This window comes from Ruegeria sp. CDSA021 (assembly GCF_059612325.1).
The window spans coordinates 66,066-85,451 of the sequence record NZ_JBXWQJ010000001.1 but is presented as its reverse complement, the minus strand read 5'-3'; the positions used below and the strand labels follow the sequence as shown (position 1 = coordinate 85,451).

Below are 19,386 nucleotides of genomic sequence, written 5' to 3'. Positions count from 1 at the left end.
ACCTTGCGCCTGACCTTTTGGGTTGCGCCGGTTTCTTGTCAACATGTTCACTTTGTTGTTGCTTAATGCAACATGTTTACTTTATAAAAGAGACCAAGGAGAACTCGCATGGAAAAGATCATGGGTCGAGAAAGTGCCTAACCCTGAGCTTGTGATCCACCAATGCAACAAAGAGTGGAAATGGCACTCATCAAACGGATCATCCCCCAACAAAGTTCGTCGAACCTGCAGTTCTCAACCGATACGACGCAACCTCCCACAAAGCCCAATTGATAGACTCCGCGGCAGATGCGGTTCACCGCACAGCAAACCCCATAGAAACCGCCAATGCGGGCCCCACAATGACTCCAAAGATCGATCATGAAGATACGCATTAAAGAAATCCGGCAAGCCAAAGGGCTTACTCAGGACGAACTTTCAGTGAAGGTTGATTTATCTCGATCTTATTTGGCGCAATTAGAAAAGGGAAAACGTCCACTCACCACCAGGAAGCAAGCTATTATTGCCGCAGCCCTTGATGTGGAGCCAACTGAGCTTGTAGATTTCAGCGCACCTGACAAAGACGACGAGGCGCTTCTTCTCGAGGCGTTCCGTGCCCTTTCCCCCGAACAGCGAAAAGCTTGGCTCGAATGGGCAAAAGTAGCTAAGGGGTCCGCCCTGGAAAAAGAGTGAAATCTCTATACACCATGCCAATCGGATCAACCGATCTTTTGCACCGAGAAAAACCGTAAATTGAAGATTCACCGGGGCACGGGCTGCAAGATGGTGAAGGTCGAAGATCTGGAAAACCTGATCGAAGGAAAGGCCGCATAATCGGCGGGTAAAAAAACTCAGATGTGGGGCAGCTTCAGCTTCCCCCTTTTTTATTTCTTTATTTTATTAGCGCTTATCGGGTTTTTATGGAGCGGGTAGCGGGAATCGAACCCGCGCGTTCAGCTTGGGAAGCTGACAGGCTACCATTACATCATACCCGCCGCTTTCCTTGAGATATCACCAGTGAGGAGACAGGTTCAACCCGACTATGGGTAGATCGTACGCAATTTGTCATTCCGTTCGCGCGCGCAAGCTGTCGATCAGTGATTGGTCGACGTCGAGGGCTTCGCCGGCAGCCTCTATTGTCCGCTGGTCCAAGTGTTGCGGGTTTAGGTCAACACCATCTGCGAACGCATCAACAATGGCTTGCATCGCATTGATCCGGGCGAATTTCTTGTTGTTCGCTGGAATGACATGCCACGGAGCCACTTTGGTCGACGTACGCGCCAACATTTCATCAACCGCAACTTCGGCAATGTCCCATTTCTCACGGTTTCTGAAATCTTCGTAGGTCAGCTTCCAGCGTTTCAATGGGTTTGTCAGCCTCTCCGTGAAACGGCGCATCTGTTCCTCTTGCGAAATATGGAAGAACAGTTTCACGATCCGCGTGCCGTCATCGACCAGCATCCGTTCAAAATCGTTGATTTCCTGATAAGCCGCGCGCCAGCGTTCTTCGGGCGTCAGCTTTTCGATCCGCTCGACCAGAACCCGGCCGTACCAGCTGCGATCGAAGGCAGAGATCGCACCCGAGGGCGGCAGACGTTCCCAGAACCGCAGCAGATAATGCCGGTTGAGATAGTAGTTTCGGGGGGCTCCGATAGGCCAGACTTTGAAACTGCGCGGGTCCAGAGCCTGGCTGACCCGGCGAATGGTTCCCCCTTTGCCTGCTGCATCCCAGCCTTCAAACACCAAAACACCCTTGAGCCCGTGAAACAGATAGGCTTGTTGAATTCTGGCAAGCTTGGCCTGCAAATCAATCAACTGGTCGAAATAATCTTTCTTGTTCAGACGCTTGCTCAGGTCCGCCTCCGAGAGTTTCGGGGGATGATGTTTGCTCATGTTGCCACCTGATCCTTGTTCGATTGATCGGGCTATTGTGAAACCTTCTGCGCAATCGACATTGATCAGGGTCAAAAACAACAAAAGGCCGGGCGCTGGGCCCGGCCTTTGGAATTAGTTTGGATCAGATCAGGCGCGGCGGCGACGACCACCACCGCGACGGCCACCGGCGGCACCGGCCTCGTCGGGCGCTTTGTTGAACCGGATCCACTCACCGCCATGGGGGTCATTGTTGGTCAACAGGTTGGCGGCGCGGATGGCCTCCATTTCCTTACCGGCCCGCGGCTTGGTCGAACCCAGCCCGAACAGCTGGCAGAAAGTTTCATCATCCATGTCCGCAGGCAAAATTACGCCTTTGGCTTCGATCTCGGCCCTCTTCTCGGCAATTTTCTTGGGCCCTGTTGGCAGTGCAACGGGGTTCATGATGGCCGAAGTCATCCCGGCGCCCATCGCCATCGGAAGGAAAGCGTTGTTGATGCCATGACGGTTCGGCAGACCAAACGACACGTTGGACGCACCACAGGTGGTGTTTACGCCCAGCTCTTCGCGCAAGCGACGGACCAGAGCGAACACCTGCTGACCCGCAGTTGCCATTGCACCGATGGGCATGACCAGCGGATCGACCACGATGTCATGCGCGGGGATGCCGAAATCGGCAGCGCGCTCGACAATCTTCTTGGCCACTTCGAAACGCACATTGGGATCTTCCGAGATACCAGTGTCATCGTTCGAGATCGCCACAACAGGCACGTTGTACTTCTTGACCAGCGGCAGAACCAGTTCCAGACGCTCTTCTTCGCCCGTGACCGAGTTCAGCAGAGGACGGCCTTCAGCGGCTTCAAGACCAGCCTCCAGGGCACCGGGAACCGACGAGTCGATGCACAGCGGCACTTCGACCAGACCCTGCACCATCTCGACGATCTTGCGCATCAGCGGCGGCTCGGTCTCGTTCGGGTTAGGGTTCGAGTTGTAGACAACGCCTGCGTTGATATCCAGAACGGTTGCGCCTGCCATCACCTGCGCCAGCGCGTCTTTCTCGACGGTCGAGAAATCACCCGCTTCCAGCTCGGCCGCCAGTTTCTTGCGGCCGGTCGGGTTGATCCGCTCGCCGATCACGCAGAACGGTTCGTCAAAGCCCAGAACGGCAGTTTTTGTTTTTGATTCTACGACTGTACGGGTCATGTCCGTTCCTTAGGAGTTTACAGGCTTTGCCGAAGCGCCGCCGTTATTGATCGCCCAGTTGGCGTTGGTCTTGATCCCGCCCAGCGGAAAGAAGTGTACGTTGGTGATATTGAAATCCGGGTTGGCCGCCTTGTGCTCGGCCAGTTCAGTCACAACGTCGGTCGGCTCATAGGGCAGCAGCAGCTTGGAGACGTCCATGGCGCGCTTTTGCAGAACCTTCAGCGACGGACCGACGCCACAAGCGATAGCGAACTTGATCAGCGTCTGCAGCTTGGCCGGACCTGCGATACCGATATGGATCGGCAGATCGATCCCCGCCTCTTTCAGGCTGTCGGCCCAAGCGATGATCGGCTTGGCGTCAAAGGCAAACTGGGTTGCCAACGCCATTTCGGCATCGGTGGTTTCGCTGAACTTTTGCTTCCAACGCAGCGCGTCGTCTACGTTCTTTGTCGAACCGTCGGGGTCGATGTCCTTGTTGCCCTCGGGGTGGCCTGCAACATGCAAACGCTTGAAGCCCGCCTTGTCAAACAGACCTGTTTCCAACAGTTGCATCGAGCTGTCGAAATCGCCGTGCGGTTTTGCGACGCCGCCGGCCAGCAGCAGTGCCTGATCAACGCCCGCTTCACCCTGATACATCGAGATCCAGTTTTCCAGCGTCGCGGCATCCTTGATGATCCGCGCCGGGAAGTGCGGCATGACAGGGTAGCCTTCTGCCGCAATACGTTTGGCGGTCTTGACCATATCCTCGATGGGCGTGCCCTCGATATGGGCGATGTAGACGCGAGTGCCCTCAGGCAGCAGAGCGCGGAAATCGTCGACCTTTTCAGCGGTTCGCGGCATCACCTCGATCGAATAGCCTTGCAAAAAGGCTTCGACGGTCGGGTTCACAGGGCCCGTTTCGACCGCATCACGTTTCTTGAAGTTCAGCAAAGCCATTTCGGCCTCCCATAAAAGTCTGGGCTCACGCCCAACCGTCGTTGGCGATCAGAGCTTTGATGCGGTCCTGATCGTATTCCGTTTCCAGACGCACGGCTTCGGCTTCGGCAATCTCGGACGGGTCGCCGTCGACTGCAAAAGGTGCGGCCTTGCGCCATTCGGCCAGATAGGCATCACTGTCTTTGGCGTTCACCTTCATTGCGGCACGGTCGATGGCTTGCTCGAACCGTTCTTCCAACTGCCGCTTTGCGCCACGACGGCCTTTGCCGACGATGACCTGAGCGGGAATGTCGCGCCAGTAAACGATGGTAACGTCAGGCATTGTTGTGATTCCTCCTAACCCAATGGGCCGGTTCTAAACTTCAATGTAGGCTTGGGTCGGTCGATTTTCGACACACGGCGCTTTTCCAGCGACGTTTTTGCCCAAGGTGGTGTACCGGGCTTTTAACCAGTTTCCAGGCAAACGCGCATATCATATTTCTCATCGTCTCTATGAAAGTGCTGCATAAAAACGAAAAAACCCGGACGGAAAGTACCGTCCGAGGCAAGATTTCAGGGGTCAGATCGCTTCAACCAACCAAACCGCCATCTTCGCGGGTAATGGCGATGATCGCCGAACGCGGGACCGAGTCGCCGCCCTCGGGCCAGTGGCTGTTGCCATCTTCGCCCGGGTGCTGAACGCCGACAAACATTGTACGGCGATCCGGCGACCAGCTTAGGCCGGTGATCTCACATTCGTTCGGACCGACGAGGAAGCGGCGGATTTCACCGGTGACTGGATCACCCGCCAGCATCTGGTTGTTGCCTTGACCGGCGAAGTCACCTTCGTTGCCATAATTGCCGTCGGTTTGGATCCACAGCAGGCCATTGCTGTCAAATTTCAACCCGTCGGGCGAGTTAAACATGTTGTCGGCGTTCACGTTCTGGGACCCGGCATAGGCATCTTCATGCACAGTGGGATTGCCCGCAAGTACATACAAATCCCAGCCAAAGCCAGCGGCAGTATGATCGCCGCCATCCGGGCGCCAACGAACAATCTGACCGTAGTTGTTCTTGTCCCGCGGGTTCGGACCATTGGCCGAAGTGTCATCACCCCCGGCGTTTGGTTTGACTCCACGGTTCTTGTTGTTGGTCAGGCAGCAATAGACTTCTGGCGCGTTCGGGTTTGACGCAACCCACTCCGGACGGTCCATGGTTGTGGCACCAACCGCCGAGGCGCCTTGACGCGTGTGGATGCAAACCTCGGCCTGTGACGTAAGGCCGGTGGTTTCGGGCGTCAGCGCCAGCCACTCACCTGTGCCATCATCGTTGAACTTGGCCACCGAAAGCGTGCCATTCTCAAACAGCGCATTCGTGTCCACTCCGGCTGCGTAAACGCCATCGGAAACGAAGCGGTACAGGAATTCACCACGCTCGTCATCGCCCATATACACTACAACACGACCGTCGTTGTTGACCACAGTATCCGCGTTCTCATGCTTGAAGCGACCCAGAGCGGTCAGCTTGCGCGGGGTCGAATTCGGATCGGTCGGATCAATCTCGACGACATAACCAGCGCGGTTTGGCTCATTGGGGTCTTTAGCAACGTCGAAACGGTCGTCAATTTTGGCCCAGCCATAGCCCCAATCGCTGGCTGATACGCCATAACGCTTCAGTTCCGGGCTCACTTCGTGGTTTTCGTCCTCAGCCGAGAAGTAGCCGTTGAAATTCTCTTCACAGGCCAGATAGGTGCCCCACGGCGTCTTGCCGTTGCCGCAATTGTTCCAGGTCCCTTTGCAAGCTGTGCCCGACGGATCGGCGGTTGTTTTCATAAGGTCGTGACCTGCTGCCGGGCCAGTGATCGTCATGTCGGTCTGAGGTGTAACGCGGCGGTTATACTGACTGTCCTTCACGATGCCCCACCCGCCATCCGCGTTGGCGATTTCAACAACCGTAACACCATGCGCCATCATGCCTTTGGCAACGTCGTCGTCAGATGCCGCCTTGGCATCAGGATTGTTGCCCCAAAGGATGTCGCGGTTGGTGTATTCATTGTTCACAACCAACAGAACATGACCGTCATGGAAGAATACATCCTGACCATCCGTGTTGTCGCCAAAGGCGCGTTCCTGACTGGCCGCGGTGCCTCGGGTGGCATGATCGAATTCAGGCACATCCGACCACAGCGGATCACCCCAGCGTACTATGACCTCGGCCTTATAGCCCGAAGGCACAATCACTTCGTCGGCCGTCGAAACCGGAATCGCTTCGAACGAGAAACGGTCTGCTGCAGCGCGCGCACTTGTCGGCAGAATCGAGCCGCCAACGGCAGCGAAGCTGCCCATCGCCAAGACGCCACCCATAAAGCCGCGACGCGACAAAGCACGCTCGACGACGCGGTCAAATTCGCATTCTTCAGGGCGTGGATTTACAACTTCATCGTACTCATCAAAGGAAAGGGTGCGATCGTCTTTCATGGTAACCTCCGTATCTGGCTGTAAGTTTTTAAAGAATCCTGCAGAGGGTTCTGTGGATGCCCATCGCACCTCAGTATGAACGGCTTGTGACACTCACGGTAATTTCAAAATTGAATTTGCTTGCGCCTCGGCGATCCCCCGCCTAGGGTCAAACTAACTCGAAAATCGGAGGGCGTGACAATGGCGCCCAAGCGTCCCAAAGGTGCGGGCGCGTTCCCGAAAGCGGTCGAAAGCCCCGCGCCGGCAAGACCCGATCCAGATGCGTTGTATGCGGCGCTGGATCTGGGGACAAATAGCTGCCGCATGTTGATAGCCCAGCCCAAGGGCAGCGGGTTCCATGTGGTAGACAGTTTTTCCAAGTCCGTGCAACTGGGTGCCGGGCTTGAACGGACCGGACGTTTGTCGCGGTCATCGATGGCGCGCACCATTCAGGCGCTGCGAATTTGCCAGCAAAAGCTTAAGCGGAACAAGGTCAAACGGATGCGTTTGATCGCAACCGAAGCCTGCCGTCGAGCCAAGAACTCGCGCGAATTCATCCGACAGGTGAAGCGGGAAACCGGACTGACGCTTGAAATCATCCAGCCCGAGGAAGAAGCGCGTTTGGCGGTGATTTCCTGTGCTCCGCTGGTCTCGACCAAGACCGAGCAATTGTTGGTCGTGGATATCGGTGGCGGCTCGACCGAGTTGGTTTGGATCGACATTTCGTCTATTGCGCGACGTGACCGTCCAGCAGCAATCATGCGCTTGCACAATGGGTTTCACACAGCCGACAGCCCATTTCCGGCGGCGAAGGTCGTGGACTGGATCAGCGTTCCCCTGGGTGTCGCCACCTTGCGCGATCAATTCCACGACGTCGAAGATGATGCGGCCCGCTTCGCCCTGATGAGCTGGTTTTTTGAAGAAAACCTGGCCGATTTTGCACCCTACAAAGACGAACAAACCCGCGAGGGGTTTCAGATCGTCGGCACCAGCGGCACGGTCACAACAGTTGCGGCCTCGCATCTGGGGCTCAAGCGGTATGACCGGACCAAAGTGGACGGCCTGCGGATGACCAGCGATCAGATTGACAAAGTCATACGCGGGTATTTAGAACTCGGCCCTCATGGGCGGCGCCGGGACCCTCGGATTGGGGATGACCGGCAGGCCCTGATCATGTCCGGCTCGGCCATTTTGCAGGCATTGCTACGCTGCTGGCCCACCGACCGCCTTTCCGTGGCGGATCGTGGGCTGCGCGAAGGCCTGCTTTATGCGCAGATGAGCGCGGACGGGGTATTGGAAGACGGACCGTTCTGATGGCGAAGACACCGACTGGAAAAAACAACTCGGGCCGCGGGCAGCGCGACCTGAAGGTCAAGGTCAAGACGGCGCGCGGGCGCAAGCTGAGCTCAACCCGTTGGCTTGAGCGGCAATTGAACGATCCTTATGTCAAGCGTGCCCAATCCGAGGGCTATCGTGGGCGTGCCGCGTATAAGATTCTGGAGTTGGACGACAAATTCCGTTTTCTTGTACCCGGTGCGCGCGTGGTTGATCTGGGCTGTGCACCCGGTGGCTGGTGTCAGGTGGCCGTCAAACGCGTGAACGCGCTGGGCGAGAAGTCGGGCAAGCGGATCGGTACTGTGCTGGGCATTGACCTGCAAGAAGTTGAACCGGTCGCTGGGGCTGATATCCATGTGTTGGACTTCATGGAGGATGACGCCGACCAGAAGGTCAAGGATTGGTTGGGCGATAAGGCGGATGTGGTTATGTCGGACATGGCTGCCGCATCATCGGGGCACAAACAGACAGATCACATGCGAATCATGGCGCTGTGCGAAACCGCAGCCTATTTCGCTTTTGACGTGCTGGAAGAAGGCGGCACGTTCGTCGCCAAGGTTCTGGCCGGGGGTGCGGAAGGTGATCTTCAAAAACTCCTTAAGCAGAAGTTTCAGAAGGTCGCTCATGTCAAACCGCCTGCATCGCGCTCAGACAGTTCGGAAAAATTTGTTGTAGCAACAGGATTTCGAGGGCAAAGTTAATCTTCGAGCGTAATGCGATCCTGTGTCAGGCATTGCTCGCGTAAAGACGCTGCAGCCATACCCTGCAACATCAGCGTATCGCCATGAGACACGTAAAGTGCCGCCCGCCCACGTAGCTCTTCAATCCGCTGGGCAAACGAAACCGAACTTAAACCCTGCATCTTCTGTTTCTTGGTTTCTTTGGACATAACTCACCTTTGAACACACATTTGTAATGTCTGTAGCGTGAAATTCTGCCGTGAAGATGGAACAATTCAGGCGGCGATGTGCCGGGTCAGGGGCCAAGCTGTTGCGATAACTGCTGCAGGTTCGGGTCATTTGGCAACAGGTTCAAAGCCTCACTCAGCACCATACGCGCAGCATCAGGACCGCGATTTATTTGCGCCAGTTGCACCAACATGGGCCACGCTTCGCCTCTTTGCGGGTCTAAAGTTACGACTTCTCGAAAGGCCTGTTCTGCAGCAGGCGCATTGCGTAGCGTCAAAGCCATGCCCCCCAAAACAAGATGGGTTTCCGGGAAATCCAATCTGTTCGCAATCGCCTGCTGCCACTCTGACATGCCCTGTCCGGCCAGCGTTTGTTGCTGGGGCGTGAGAGCTTGCGGCGGTATCGTCAGGAATTCTTTCGCGGCAGCGATGCGCACATTGCGCAGCGGGTCGGACAACAATGGTTCCAATCGCTGCACCTGTTCGGAAGGGCTGGCCTGACGCTGCAAGGCCGCTGCATTGGCGCGGATCAGAGGATCATCATCTTGCAACAATGAGGCGGTCGCTTGAGCCAAATCCGGAGAAGCGAAGGGTTGCAGCAAATAGGCGGCCGTTGCCCGCACTATCCCCGCATGTGACGTGTCCATCGCAACGGCAAGCAATCCTTCGGGCGTGTCCAGCCTGCCCTCAAACGCGGCTTTGAAGACCGTACCAAAATGCGGGTCTCGGTGTGAGGCGTCCGGGAACCACCCTTCGATCTGATTTGCTGCCCAGTCCTGATCCTGATCTTCATGACAATCGGTGCAAGCATCGACGCCCAACCCCAGATCGGGCCTTGGGATGCGGAAGCTATGATCGCGACGCCCATCGACGCCCATATAGACCCGCTCGATCATGTGGCAGCTTTTGCACTGCGCGCCGTCACTGCCTTCTGAATGTTGGTGATGCGCGGGTGTGTCGTATTCCTTTGCTGTAAGAGTCGGAAAGTCCGGGTTCCCTACTGGGGAATGACACTGAGTGCAAACACCGTTCCCTTCCGCCTTCAACCCGGCGCTGTGGGCCTCATGACAGTTCATGCACCCGACGCCCTGCGCATACATCTTGGATTGCAGGAACGAGCCATAGACATACACCTCATCCAATATCTGCCCGTCCGGGTGGTAGGATCCAGGGCGCAACAGAGCCAGGTTGTAAGCGTCGTGATACGGGGTGCCGGGCACCGGGTTTCCGTCGCCATGCGCCTCACGTCGGGAATGGCACCCGGCACATTGCTGAATTTCTGCCTCGGTCTGGCCTTTGCCCCAGTTCATCAGAAAACCTGCCGGTCCAAGATTTTCAGAAGTGCCCTGCCCTTTCACCCAATCGATATGCGCGGAGCCCGGACCGTGACAGGCTTCGCACCCGACGCCGATCTCAACCTGTTGCGACGAATAGGTTCTGGATTGAGGCAAATAGCTCTTTTCAAACCCTGTGGCATGGCATTCGGCGCAGCGGCTGTTCCAATTCTTGTAAGGACCCGTCCAATGCAACCCGTCATCCGGTGGCAAGTCCTGATCGGGATAGAGATGATACCATTGCTTGCGCTCGGTGTCCCAGACCACGTCAAAGCTTTGCAGACGCCCCGGTTCGGTTTCGAAAAGGTATTGCTGCAATGGTTCAATCCCGACGACGGAATGCACATCGTAGTCTGTTGTCACACCGTCCAGTTCGGTGACACGTGCCGTGTATTTACCTGCGCCTTCGCCGAACTCAACTTTCATCCCCTCAAGGGAAAACTGGGTGCCGTCAAAATCTGCGACCAGCGCGCCGTCATCTACATCCGTCCAGGCCAGGGCGTGGTGTGAGGTGGCCCAGGCCTCGGCTTCTTCCTGATGGCAGTCAGTGCATTGTTCCGAACCGACATAATTTTGAGCCTGCGCCCCGCCCGCCAGCATCAGGCAGAAAGAAAGAGCTACATTTCTCATGACTTGCTCCCGTCTGCTGCGTTTTTCAGGTCGATCAACGCACCATTGTATTCCGCCCCGAGGATCAGCATCGCCGAGCACAGATATAGAAAGATCAGCGCCGCCATAGCACCAGCCAGTCCTGCATACGTGGCGCTATAGGTGGCAAATTGGCTGATATAGATCGAAAACGCCCATCCTCCTGCCGCCCACAAAGTCAAGGTGAGTATCACCCCTGGCAGAATTTGCGGCAGGCTGTGCCGACGCGTCGGCAGAATCAGATGCGCCAGCAGGACCGTACCCACCGGAACAGCCACGGTAAATGTCCAGCGCAGGCGATCCACCGACAGCCATTGTGTTACGGCCACGTCCGTATGCTCGGCCACAAGATTGGTGTAGACCGGCAAGATCACCTCTACCGTGGCGATGATTAGGATGGCGGTACCCCCAAGGATAACCAGCACCAGACACAGCAGCCGCGTTTTCCAAAACGGCCAGCTATCCTGGTCGTGATACGCTTGGTTCATGGCAGCACGCACTGCCGCCACTCCGTTTGAGGCAAAATAAATCGCGAGCAGACCACCCAAAGTGATGACCCCCGTGCCCGATCCGGCCAGAACCGCACGCAGTTCAGCCACAATGGGATCGGCGACATCTTTGGGCCAAGCGCCAAAAAGCAACTCGATCAACTCATCGGTCATATAGCCCTGCGATAGTGCGCCGGCCAACGCGACAGTGAACAGCACAAAAGGAAACAACGCCATCATCAGGGACATGGCGACATGGCTGCTCATGACGGCTCCGTTCTTTCTGCCGAACCGGCGCAGAGCCAGCAACAGGCCCTGAACAAGTCGGCCAAACAGGGGATTCGCAATTTCGGTCATCCTGCAACCCTAACCCGCCGAAATAAAACACAGAACCCGTCATCGGTACCAAAGTGACAAAAGCGGCCGACGGGGCGGCGAACACATTGCATCCAACCAGCCGCACGTGCAGGATTGGGCAACTCAGGGCCGTAGCGGCCCAAGCCTCGTCGAACACACAGGAGGGCAAATGACCCCGGATCAGAGTGACACCGATGTTCGACCCAGGTTGCGATTGTCCGTTGTTCGCGACACATGCATCATCGCAACACTGATTGTGCTGGGCCTTTATGCCGGGGCGGCCTTTTTGATCCCGCTGGCCATGGCGCTTTTGATCAATGTCCTGATCATCGCGCTGAGCGACCGTGTCGTGGCCCTGACCCGTGCACCGGTCTGGCTGGCCAATATCGCCGGTGTCACAGTGGTTCTGGTGGGTTTGTTTATGATCATGTACGTGCTGGGCAGTCAGGCCACGCAGTTTGCGCGGTCGATCAGCACCTATGAAAACCAGTTCGACGGAGCGGTTGAACGCGTTACCGGCCTGGTTGGCAATGACGTGACTAGGTTCATTCGGGACAATCTGGTCAATATCGACATGAACTTTGTCGGTCGCCTGCTTCTGGGCAGCGCCACGTCGCTGCTGAACCAGTTCTTTCTGATCAGCCTCTATGTCGCCTTCCTGATGGCCGAGCGCTTGGCCTTTCGCAATAAGATACAACTGGCCGCCGGAGACCCCAAAACCGGAGCCGAGTTTTCAACGATGTTGGACGCAATCTCGGTCAGCCTTCAGCGCTATGTCGGTGTCAAAACACTGATCAGCCTGATTACCGCAGCCATCAGCTATACTGTATTTCGCACTCTGGGGCTGGAGTATGCGGAAACCTGGGCCGTTCTTACCTTTGCGCTGAACTTCATCCCGTCCATCGGATCAATCATCGCCGTGTTCTTTCCAGCCATGATTTCGCTGGTTCAGTTCGACTCGATTGCCCCGTTTCTGATCATCATCTTCGGCTGCGGAACATTGCAGTTTCTGATCGGCAACTTCCTTGATCCGGCAATGCTGGGCCGGTCGCTGAACATGTCGACCTTTCTGGTTATTCTGGCCTTGACGTTCTGGACCACTGTCTGGGGCCTGATCGGAGCTTTCCTGAGTGTCCCTCTGACCGTGTGTATTCTCATCGTATTCAGTCACATTCCCGCGTTGCGCCCGGTTGCGATACTGATGTCGCTGGATGGCAGGTTGGGCGAAGACAACCGTCAGGCCCCTGCCCGCTGAACCATGCAGAAGCCCCTGTTCATCGGATCGGAAATCTACCGCAACTCCACCTACGGCTCGAAACACCCGCTGGCCATTCCAAGGGTTTCAACCGCAATTGACCTCTGCCGCGCGCTGGGCTGGGTGACGCCCCAGAACTACCGGGTCAGCCCCTGCGCGAAACCCTGCGCGTTAGAGACGTTTCATACTCCGGACTACATCGCCGCGCTGCAAAAGGCGGAACAGGAGCAGTACGTTACGGACAAAACTCGGGAGCAATACGGTCTGGGGACGTTGTCTAACCCGGTGTTTGCTGAAATGTACCGACGCCCGGCCACGGCGGCTGGCGGTTCGATGCTGGCGGCGGAACTGATCCGCGACGGCGGTATCGCTTTCAACCCGGCTGGCGGCACGCATCATGGTCTGGCAGGTCGGGCCAACGGGTTCTGCTATCTCAACGATCCGGTGCTCGCGATCCAAACGCTGTTGAATGCGGGGCTGGATCGCGTGGTCTATATCGACATCGATGCCCATCACTGTGACGGAGTCGAAGCCGCCTTTCACGGCTCAACAAAACTGCGCATGATTTCCCTGCACGAAGCGCGGCGATGGCCCTTTACCGGAACTCTCGACGATGACGCAGGCGGGGCCGCATTCAATCTGCCAGTTGATCGGAATTTGAACGACGACGAATTCCGCATGATCCTGGAACAGTTGATCCTTCCCGCCACCGAAGTGTTCAAGCCCGAAGCCATCGTCCTGCAATGCGGCGCGGATGCGGTGGCCGAGGACCCCCTGTCACGGTTGTCCCTGTCGAACAACGCGCATTGGCACGCCGTTGCCAGTTTGCGAGACATGGCACCCCGCTTTCTGGTTTTGGGCGGCGGCGGTTACAACCCCTGGTCTGTTGCGCGCTTGTGGTCCGGCGTCTGGGCAACACTGAACGGATATGACGTTCCAGAAGTTTTGAGCGCAGAGGCACAGACCATTCTTGAATCTCTGACGTGGTCGCGTTCTGCCGGAAAAAACCCTCCGCGCCATTGGATCGAAACACTCAAAGACAGCCCGAATTGGGGTGAAATCAGACCTGAGTTGAAAAGCGATCTGACCTATTTGTCGAAGCGAATTTCGTAAAGGACCCCGGAAATCAGGTCTGACAACTGGCGATCAACGCGCGCCGGTCCAGCAGTCGTACACGGCCATAGCCTAGCTCGATCAGGCCCAGATCCACCAGCCGGTGCAGGTTTCTGTGCAAAGTCGGTTGCGACACAGCAATCATGGCTGCCAGTTCGTCTTGCGACACGACAATCCAATCCTCGTGCTTCGCGGTCCCCTCATCCAGATGCAGCAAGCGCAGAACCAACCGTTTCTCGGTGCCTGTGACTGCAAGGTTGGCCATGATCCGTAAGGCGGTTTGCATGTTGTCATGGGTCAGCGCATAGAAATCGCGGATATATTCGGGGTTTTTCTGCACCATCCGCATGATGCGCGCGTTTGGAAAGAACACCGCCTGCGTCGCCTGCGTGGTGATCACACTGACCAGTCTTAATGCACCTGCAAACAAAGCCAAGTCGCCAATCCAGAACCCCGCGCCTTCGCGATGCAGCACAAATTCATGGCCGTCATCTGCCGGGGCGGTGATCTGAACACCACCGCTGAGGATCGCATAGACACCGTTTGCCGGATCGCCAAAATGATAAAGGGTTTCAAATGCTTCGACGGATTTTGCTATCCCGCACGCCGCCAAATCGGTCTGAAAAACAGCCGAACGCTCGCGGAACCACCCTGTGTCTTGCAACTGCTTCAGAATCTCCATTCATCCTCACATAAGTATTTCGCAATATAATCATATGATGAGTTTATAGCATCAGAACTGACTTAGACTAAGCGTGTTTGTTTCCTGTCGTCTTCCGTTCATTTCAGATGGGAATCAATAATTTACAGCCGCGTTCTTCAAATATTTCGAAGGTTGGCTTTTTCTTTCGTACTCCGAGCCTCGTGGCTCGCTCAGATCAGGAGCACATCATGTCACCACCCCGTTCCTTAACCGATACGTGGCGCATCGGGTTGCGCCGGTTTGCCGTTGCATCCGTTGCGTTGGCGCTGGCTCTGCCCGCGTGGGCGCAGGACCAGAAACCCAATATTCTTGTGATTTGGGGCGACGACATCGGTCAATCCAACATCTCTGCCTATACCATGGGTCTGATGGGATATCAGACACCCAATATCGACAGGGTTGCAAAGGAAGGCATGATCTTCACCGACTACTACGGTGAACAATCCTGTACGGCTGGCAGGTCCTCGTTCATTATGGGCCAGTCTGTGTTCCGTACCGGACTGTCCAAAGTTGGCTTGCCGGGCGCGAAAGAGGGCATGCAGGTTGCAGATCCAACGATTGCCGGCCTACTAAAAGCTCAAGGCTATGCAACCGGTCAGTTTGGTAAGAACCACTTGGGCGATCGGGACGAGATGTTGCCGACCAATCATGGGTTTGATGAGTTTTTCGGAAATCTCTACCACCTGAACGCCGAGGAAGAGCCTGAAAACGAAGACTACCCCCAAAACCCCGAATTCCGCGAACGGTTCGGTCCGCGCGGGGTCATAAAATCCAGTGCTGACGGAATGATCGAAGACACCGGCCCATTGACCAAAAAGCGCATGGAAACGGTGGATGACGAAACGGTTGCGGCCGCGCTCGAGTTCATTACGCGCAAGACGGAAGAAGGTGTTCCGTGGTTCGTTTGGTGGTCCGGCACCAGAATGCACTTCCGCACTCATGTCAAAGACGAGATGCGCGCAAAAGCCGACGAAATCGCCGGCAAGCATATGGATGAGTACCAAGCAGGGATGATCGAGCATGACATGCATATCGGCCAGTTCCTTGCCCTGCTGGATGAACTGGGGATCGCGGACAACACGATCGTACATTATTCCACCGACAACGGCCCGCACATGAACACTTGGCCGGATGCGGCAATGACACCGTTCCGTGGTGAAAAGAACACCAACTACGAAGGCGGTTGGCGTGTGCCGTCAATGGTACGCTGGCCCGGCAAAATCGACGCCGGCACAGTCAGCAACGAGATCATGCATCACATGGACTGGTTGCCGACCTATTTGGCGGTTGCGGGAAATCCAGACATCAAGGAACAGCTGCTTGAAGGGATCACCGTGGCCGAAGTTGGCGGCGGACGAGACTACAAAGTGCATTTGGATGGATACAACTTCCTGCCGTACTTGACCGGTGAAACAGATGAAGGCCCACGTCACGAGATTTTCTACTTCTCTGACGATGGTGACCTGACTGCGTTGCGTTATGATGATTGGAAAGCAGTGTTTCTGGAGCATCGCTATCCGCAGACTTTGCGCGCTTGGGCTGAGCCCTGGACCGAACTGCGTATTCCGTTGCTCTTTAACCTTCGCCGCGATCCGTACGAGCGGGCCAATATCACTTCCAACACCTATTGGGATTGGTACATAGACCGTGTTTATCTGCTGCTGCCGGCGGCAGAATATGTGGGCCAGTTCCTGGAAACCTTCGAAGAGTTCCCGCCGCGTCAGAAGCCGGGCAGCTTCACGATTGGCGACGCCAAGGACAAGATCTTCAGTCAGGTCGGCTCCAAGTAAATTCGCGACACCTGAACCCGCAGCACCTGAACGGCGCTGCGGGTTTCTTGTTTTAACCACGGTATTTTTTGCCAAAACATGCGTCGAAGGAAACAAGCCATGACAAGAGCGCCCCTAGCCTTGGCTGTTGCAGCCGTACTGAGTGGATTTGCAAGCGTCACGGCATTCGCAGATCCGCTGCCCTCATGGGCGAACTCGGAAACGCGGGACCGTATCGTTGAATTTGTCGAGGCGGTTACGGACCCTGAAAACGCAAGCTATGTAACCCCGGCAGCCCGGATCGCAGTATTCGACAATGACGGAACACTCTGGGCTGAACAGCCGGTGTATTTCCAGTTCATTTTTGCCATGGACAGGCTGTCTGAGTTGGCGGAACAGGATCCTTCGATCCTGTCCACACCTGCTTTGAAAGCCGCTGCCGAAGGTGATCTTGCGACCGTTCTTCAAGGCGGTCACGATGCGTTGATCCAAGTCGTCAACGCATCGCATTCCGGAACCAGCGTCGAAGAGTTTCAGGCCGCAGTCGCGCAATGGCTGGCCGAAGCCAGGCACCCGGACACCGGTTTGCCTTATGACCAGATGACCTATCAACCCATGGTCGAACTGTTGCGCTATCTACGGGATGAAGAGTTCAAAACCTACATTGTCTCAGGCGGCGGCATTCATTTCATGCGAGTCTTCGCTGAACAGGCTTATGGCATTCCGCCAGAGCAGATTCTGGGCACCTACGGAAATTCGACTTTCGAAAATGTCGATGGTGTCCCGACTGTGATCAAGGCCCCGGGCATTGCTTTTATCGATGACAAGGACGGCAAACCGATCAACATCGAACGCACCATCGGCAAGCGCCCCATTCTGGCCGGAGGCAACTCGGACGGGGATTTCGCGATGCTTGACTGGACCACCTCGGGTGATGGGCCACGTCTGGGCGTCCTGATCCACCACACAGACGACAAGCGTGAATGGGCCTATGACCGCGAAAGCCCGATTGGAAAACTGGTTGACGGTCTGGATCAGGGGCCAAACAAAGGCTGGGTCATAGTCGATATGGCGAATGACTGGTCACGGGTCTACACTGGAGGAAACTGAACGGCCAGAAAGGCTTAAGACCTCATGTGGACAGTGCTTGTTTCCGTCTTTGTTTTTGCGCTTTACGCCACTGCTTTTGTGTTTTCAGTCCGCGCGGCACAAACCGCGCGCACACCACAAGGTGCAGTTGGATGGGTTGTCTTTCTGATCTCTGCCCCGTTTTTTGCGGTGCCATTGTATCTGTTTCTGGGACATCACAGGTTTCGCGGCTATCGTATTGCACGCCAGCAAAGCGAGCGGGTTGTCGAGGGGATTAAAACCTTTGCCGACTACTCGCGACCTGATCCGGACACCATGTCGCTGAATCCGCGTCCGTTTGAGTATTTGGCACATCTACCGGTCTCCAGCGGTAACGGCGCTCAGCTTCTGGTCGATGGTCAGGCCACATTCGATGCGATTTTTCAAGCTATCGACAGCGCCCAGAATTATATTCTCATTCAGTTCTACATCGTCCGCGACGACACTCTGGGCCAAGAGCTTCAATCCAAACTTATGGAGGCAGCCAAACGGGGTGTTCACGTCCGTTTCATGACCGACGCCGTGGGCAGTTATGGTTTGCCCAGTACGTACCTGGACTCCATGCGGGATGCGGGAATTGACGTGGCGGACCCGCGACAGCAGCGCGGGCCGAACTTCCGGTTTCAACTGAACTACCGCAACCACCGCAAGACTGTGATCATCGACGGGGAAACCGGTTTCATCGGTGGTCACAACATCGGAGTCGAGTATCTGGGGCAAGACCCGCATTTCGGCCATTGGCGGGACACGCATATCAAGATGGCCGGACACATTGTCCGGCAATTGCAGCTTATCTTCACGGAAGATTGGCACTGGGCCCGCGACGAGGATCTGATCGACGATCTCGACTGGGCCGGGAGCGAGTCAGAGCAGAACATGAACGCGTTGCTGGTCGCAACCGGACCCGGAGATGACACCGAAACCGGCGCGATGTTGTTCTTTTCAGCCATCGCTGAGGCGAAAGAGCGGCTTTGGATCGCCTCCCCGTACTTTGTGCCAGACATCGACATCATGACAGCCCTGCAACACGCGGCGATGCGGGGCGTGGATGTGCGTATTCTTGTCCCGGATGTCATCGACCACCGCCTGCCCTGGCTGGCCGCTTTTGCCTATTTCGACGAAATCCGCGATTGCGGCGTGCGGGTGTATCGGTACACCGACGGGTTCATGCATCAAAAGGTGTTTGTCGTTGACGACACTTTGGCGGCCGTTGGCACCACCAATCTGGACAACCGATCCTTCCGCCTGAATTTCGAAGCCATGGCCTTGTTCTTCGATGCGCGCGCCACTTTGGCCGTCGATCAAATGCTAAGAAAGGATTTCGAAGCCAGCTATGAGCTGACCCGCAGGTTGGCACAACAACCAGCGCATATCCGGTTTGGTGCCCCACTGGCGCGGTTGTTTGCTCCGATTCTCTAGGTAAAGAACTTCTCTTGAAAGACGCGGGTCATCATGGCCACCAGATATGCGGTCGACAGACCAAAGGCCAACAGACCGGCAACCGAGGCAAATGAGCCGAAGATGCGCAAACCTTCACCCAAAACGATGTCGCCGTAGCCCAGTGTTGTGAATGTCACCAGCGAGAAATAGATGGCCGTGTTCCAATCCGGCAAAACCTCAAGCAGCACCCACACGATGGCCCATATCCAGACTTGAATCGTATGTGTCGCAATGATGAACGCCAAAGAAACGGCAATGGGTGCGGCGGTTGCGAAAAACACCCCTTTATTGGACCATTTTTTATCCCATTTTATGATCGTGACGGTACACCAGGTCAGTAGAAGGATCTCGATCACAAAGCAGATACCCAAAAAGGTACTGCCCCAAATGATCTGATGCAGCAACGTCATGTTTTTCGTCCTGATTTACGGCAGTGGATCATCGGCGCAGAATGACGGCTTGGGCAGGAAGGCACAAGCCCGGC

18 protein-coding genes and 1 tRNA gene are annotated in these 19,386 nt (G+C 56.0%); 8 read left to right on the top strand and 11 right to left on the bottom strand.

Going from position 1 to position 19,386, the window contains the following annotated elements; all coding sequences use genetic code 11:
* Nucleotides 1–360 precede the first annotated feature (360 nt).
* Nucleotides 361–672, top strand: a complete 312-nt coding sequence (locus AC2FLD_RS00400; protein WP_496671258.1) for a helix-turn-helix domain-containing protein — start codon at nt 361–363, stop codon at nt 670–672.
* Nucleotides 673–900: 228 nt separating this feature from the next.
* Here the strand turns inward: AC2FLD_RS00400 and AC2FLD_RS00395 are convergent.
* The 6 genes from AC2FLD_RS00395 to AC2FLD_RS00370 all read right to left on the bottom strand — a co-directional run bounded on the left by AC2FLD_RS00395 (nt 901) and on the right by AC2FLD_RS00370 (nt 6,446).
* Nucleotides 901–974, bottom strand: a tRNA-Gly gene (locus AC2FLD_RS00395).
* 70 nt (nt 975–1,044) lie between these two features.
* The gene (locus tag AC2FLD_RS00390; RefSeq protein WP_050603659.1) at nt 1,045–1,872 is read right to left on the bottom strand and encodes a polyphosphate kinase 2 family protein; all 828 of its coding nucleotides are present in this window, start codon (nt 1,870–1,872) and stop codon (nt 1,045–1,047) included.
* A gap of 129 nt (nt 1,873–2,001) precedes the next feature.
* On the bottom strand, nt 2,002–3,054 hold the full coding sequence (locus tag AC2FLD_RS00385) for a methyltetrahydrofolate cobalamin methyltransferase (protein ID WP_050603421.1): 1,053 nt from the start codon (nt 3,052–3,054) through the stop codon (nt 2,002–2,004).
* Nucleotides 3,055–3,063: 9 nt separating this feature from the next.
* Complete coding sequence (locus tag AC2FLD_RS00380; RefSeq protein ID WP_496671261.1) at nt 3,064–3,990, bottom strand: methylenetetrahydrofolate reductase; 927 nt, start codon at nt 3,988–3,990, stop codon at nt 3,064–3,066.
* Nucleotides 3,991–4,015: 25 nt separating this feature from the next.
* Nucleotides 4,016–4,312: a virulence factor gene (locus AC2FLD_RS00375; protein ID WP_050603423.1), complete on the bottom strand. Its 297-nt coding sequence runs from the start codon at nt 4,310–4,312 to the stop codon at nt 4,016–4,018.
* A 247-nt stretch (nt 4,313–4,559) separates the two neighbouring features.
* Nucleotides 4,560–6,446, bottom strand: coding sequence for a PhoX family protein (locus tag AC2FLD_RS00370; protein ID WP_496671264.1), 1,887 nt, complete (start codon nt 6,444–6,446; stop codon nt 4,560–4,562).
* A 180-nt stretch (nt 6,447–6,626) separates the two neighbouring features.
* Between AC2FLD_RS00370 and AC2FLD_RS00365 the strand changes: the two genes are divergently transcribed.
* Nucleotides 6,627–7,739: a Ppx/GppA phosphatase family protein gene (locus tag AC2FLD_RS00365; protein WP_050603425.1), complete on the top strand. Its 1,113-nt coding sequence runs from the start codon at nt 6,627–6,629 to the stop codon at nt 7,737–7,739.
* Nucleotides 7,739–8,461, top strand: a complete 723-nt coding sequence (locus AC2FLD_RS00360; RefSeq protein WP_496671267.1) for an RlmE family RNA methyltransferase — start codon at nt 7,739–7,741, stop codon at nt 8,459–8,461. Before AC2FLD_RS00365 ends, AC2FLD_RS00360 begins: the two co-directional genes overlap by 1 nt.
* On the opposite strand, the gene AC2FLD_RS00355 is transcribed toward AC2FLD_RS00360, so the two are convergent.
* The 3 genes from AC2FLD_RS00355 to AC2FLD_RS00345 form a co-directional block, all read right to left on the bottom strand.
* Nucleotides 8,458–8,649 (bottom strand): hypothetical protein, encoded by a 192-nt coding sequence (locus tag AC2FLD_RS00355; RefSeq protein WP_496671270.1) that lies wholly within the window; start codon nt 8,647–8,649, stop codon nt 8,458–8,460. The two genes, AC2FLD_RS00360 and AC2FLD_RS00355, sit on opposite strands and share 4 nt — an antisense overlap.
* A gap of 86 nt (nt 8,650–8,735) precedes the next feature.
* On the bottom strand, nt 8,736–10,631 hold the full coding sequence (locus AC2FLD_RS00350) for a cytochrome c3 family protein (RefSeq protein WP_496671273.1): 1,896 nt from the start codon (nt 10,629–10,631) through the stop codon (nt 8,736–8,738).
* Nucleotides 10,628–11,494: a YihY/virulence factor BrkB family protein gene (locus AC2FLD_RS00345; RefSeq protein ID WP_496671276.1), complete on the bottom strand. Its 867-nt coding sequence runs from the start codon at nt 11,492–11,494 to the stop codon at nt 10,628–10,630. Before AC2FLD_RS00345 ends, AC2FLD_RS00350 begins: the two co-directional genes overlap by 4 nt.
* Nucleotides 11,495–11,663: 169 nt before the next feature.
* On the opposite strand from AC2FLD_RS00345, the gene AC2FLD_RS00340 reads away from it, so the two are divergent.
* Nucleotides 11,664–12,749 (top strand): AI-2E family transporter, encoded by a 1,086-nt coding sequence (locus AC2FLD_RS00340; protein WP_050603430.1) that lies wholly within the window; start codon nt 11,664–11,666, stop codon nt 12,747–12,749.
* Between the two features lie 3 nt (nt 12,750–12,752).
* Nucleotides 12,753–13,862 carry an acetoin utilization protein AcuC gene (locus tag AC2FLD_RS00335; RefSeq protein ID WP_496671279.1) on the top strand — a complete coding sequence of 370 codons (1,110 nt, stop codon included), beginning with the start codon at nt 12,753–12,755 and terminating at the stop codon, nt 13,860–13,862.
* A 13-nt stretch (nt 13,863–13,875) separates the two neighbouring features.
* Here AC2FLD_RS00335 and AC2FLD_RS00330 read toward each other — a convergent pair whose 3' ends face one another.
* Complete coding sequence (locus AC2FLD_RS00330) at nt 13,876–14,544, bottom strand: Crp/Fnr family transcriptional regulator (protein WP_496671281.1); 669 nt, start codon at nt 14,542–14,544, stop codon at nt 13,876–13,878.
* A 209-nt stretch (nt 14,545–14,753) separates the two neighbouring features.
* Here AC2FLD_RS00330 and AC2FLD_RS00325 point away from each other — a divergent pair, with 209 nt between their 5' ends.
* From AC2FLD_RS00325 to cls, 3 genes are all read left to right on the top strand, one after another.
* The gene (locus tag AC2FLD_RS00325; protein WP_496671284.1) at nt 14,754–16,355 is read left to right on the top strand and encodes an arylsulfatase; all 1,602 of its coding nucleotides are present in this window, start codon (nt 14,754–14,756) and stop codon (nt 16,353–16,355) included.
* 99 nt (nt 16,356–16,454) lie between these two features.
* Nucleotides 16,455–17,444, top strand: coding sequence for an HAD family hydrolase (locus AC2FLD_RS00320; protein ID WP_496671287.1), 990 nt, complete (start codon nt 16,455–16,457; stop codon nt 17,442–17,444).
* A 24-nt stretch (nt 17,445–17,468) separates the two neighbouring features.
* A complete protein-coding gene (gene cls, locus AC2FLD_RS00315; protein WP_496671290.1) occupies nt 17,469–18,881 on the top strand; it encodes a cardiolipin synthase in 1,413 nt (470 codons plus the stop codon).
* Here the strand turns inward: cls and AC2FLD_RS00310 are convergent.
* Nucleotides 18,878–19,312, bottom strand: coding sequence for an ion channel (locus AC2FLD_RS00310; RefSeq protein WP_050603436.1), 435 nt, complete (start codon nt 19,310–19,312; stop codon nt 18,878–18,880). The two genes, cls and AC2FLD_RS00310, sit on opposite strands and share 4 nt — an antisense overlap.
* Nucleotides 19,313–19,386 lie beyond the last annotated feature (74 nt).

Excerpts from the sequence above, each read along its gene's own strand:
- AC2FLD_RS00400 (WP_496671258.1), top strand. The coding sequence starts at position 361 with ATGAAGATACGCATTAAAGAAATCCGGCAAGCCAAAGGGCTTACTCAG.
- AC2FLD_RS00390 (WP_050603659.1), bottom strand. The coding sequence starts at position 1,872 with ATGAGCAAACATCATCCCCCGAAACTCTCGGAGGCGGACCTGAGCAAG.
- AC2FLD_RS00385 (WP_050603421.1), bottom strand. The coding sequence starts at position 3,054 with ATGACCCGTACAGTCGTAGAATCAAAAACAAAAACTGCCGTTCTGGGC.
- AC2FLD_RS00380 (WP_496671261.1), bottom strand. The coding sequence starts at position 3,990 with ATGGCTTTGCTGAACTTCAAGAAACGTGATGCGGTCGAAACGGGCCCT.
- AC2FLD_RS00375 (WP_050603423.1), bottom strand. The coding sequence starts at position 4,312 with ATGCCTGACGTTACCATCGTTTACTGGCGCGACATTCCCGCTCAGGTC.
- AC2FLD_RS00370 (WP_496671264.1), bottom strand. The coding sequence starts at position 6,446 with ATGAAAGACGATCGCACCCTTTCCTTTGATGAGTACGATGAAGTTGTA.
- AC2FLD_RS00365 (WP_050603425.1), top strand. The coding sequence starts at position 6,627 with ATGGCGCCCAAGCGTCCCAAAGGTGCGGGCGCGTTCCCGAAAGCGGTC.
- AC2FLD_RS00360 (WP_496671267.1), top strand. The coding sequence starts at position 7,739 with ATGGCGAAGACACCGACTGGAAAAAACAACTCGGGCCGCGGGCAGCGC.
- AC2FLD_RS00355 (WP_496671270.1), bottom strand. The coding sequence starts at position 8,649 with ATGTCCAAAGAAACCAAGAAACAGAAGATGCAGGGTTTAAGTTCGGTT.
- AC2FLD_RS00350 (WP_496671273.1), bottom strand. The coding sequence starts at position 10,631 with ATGAGAAATGTAGCTCTTTCTTTCTGCCTGATGCTGGCGGGCGGGGCG.
- AC2FLD_RS00345 (WP_496671276.1), bottom strand. The coding sequence starts at position 11,494 with ATGACCGAAATTGCGAATCCCCTGTTTGGCCGACTTGTTCAGGGCCTG.
- AC2FLD_RS00340 (WP_050603430.1), top strand. The coding sequence starts at position 11,664 with ATGACCCCGGATCAGAGTGACACCGATGTTCGACCCAGGTTGCGATTG.
- AC2FLD_RS00335 (WP_496671279.1), top strand. The coding sequence starts at position 12,753 with ATGCAGAAGCCCCTGTTCATCGGATCGGAAATCTACCGCAACTCCACC.
- AC2FLD_RS00330 (WP_496671281.1), bottom strand. The coding sequence starts at position 14,544 with ATGGAGATTCTGAAGCAGTTGCAAGACACAGGGTGGTTCCGCGAGCGT.
- AC2FLD_RS00325 (WP_496671284.1), top strand. The coding sequence starts at position 14,754 with ATGTCACCACCCCGTTCCTTAACCGATACGTGGCGCATCGGGTTGCGC.
- AC2FLD_RS00320 (WP_496671287.1), top strand. The coding sequence starts at position 16,455 with ATGACAAGAGCGCCCCTAGCCTTGGCTGTTGCAGCCGTACTGAGTGGA.
- cls (WP_496671290.1), top strand. The coding sequence starts at position 17,469 with ATGTGGACAGTGCTTGTTTCCGTCTTTGTTTTTGCGCTTTACGCCACT.
- AC2FLD_RS00310 (WP_050603436.1), bottom strand. The coding sequence starts at position 19,312 with ATGACGTTGCTGCATCAGATCATTTGGGGCAGTACCTTTTTGGGTATC.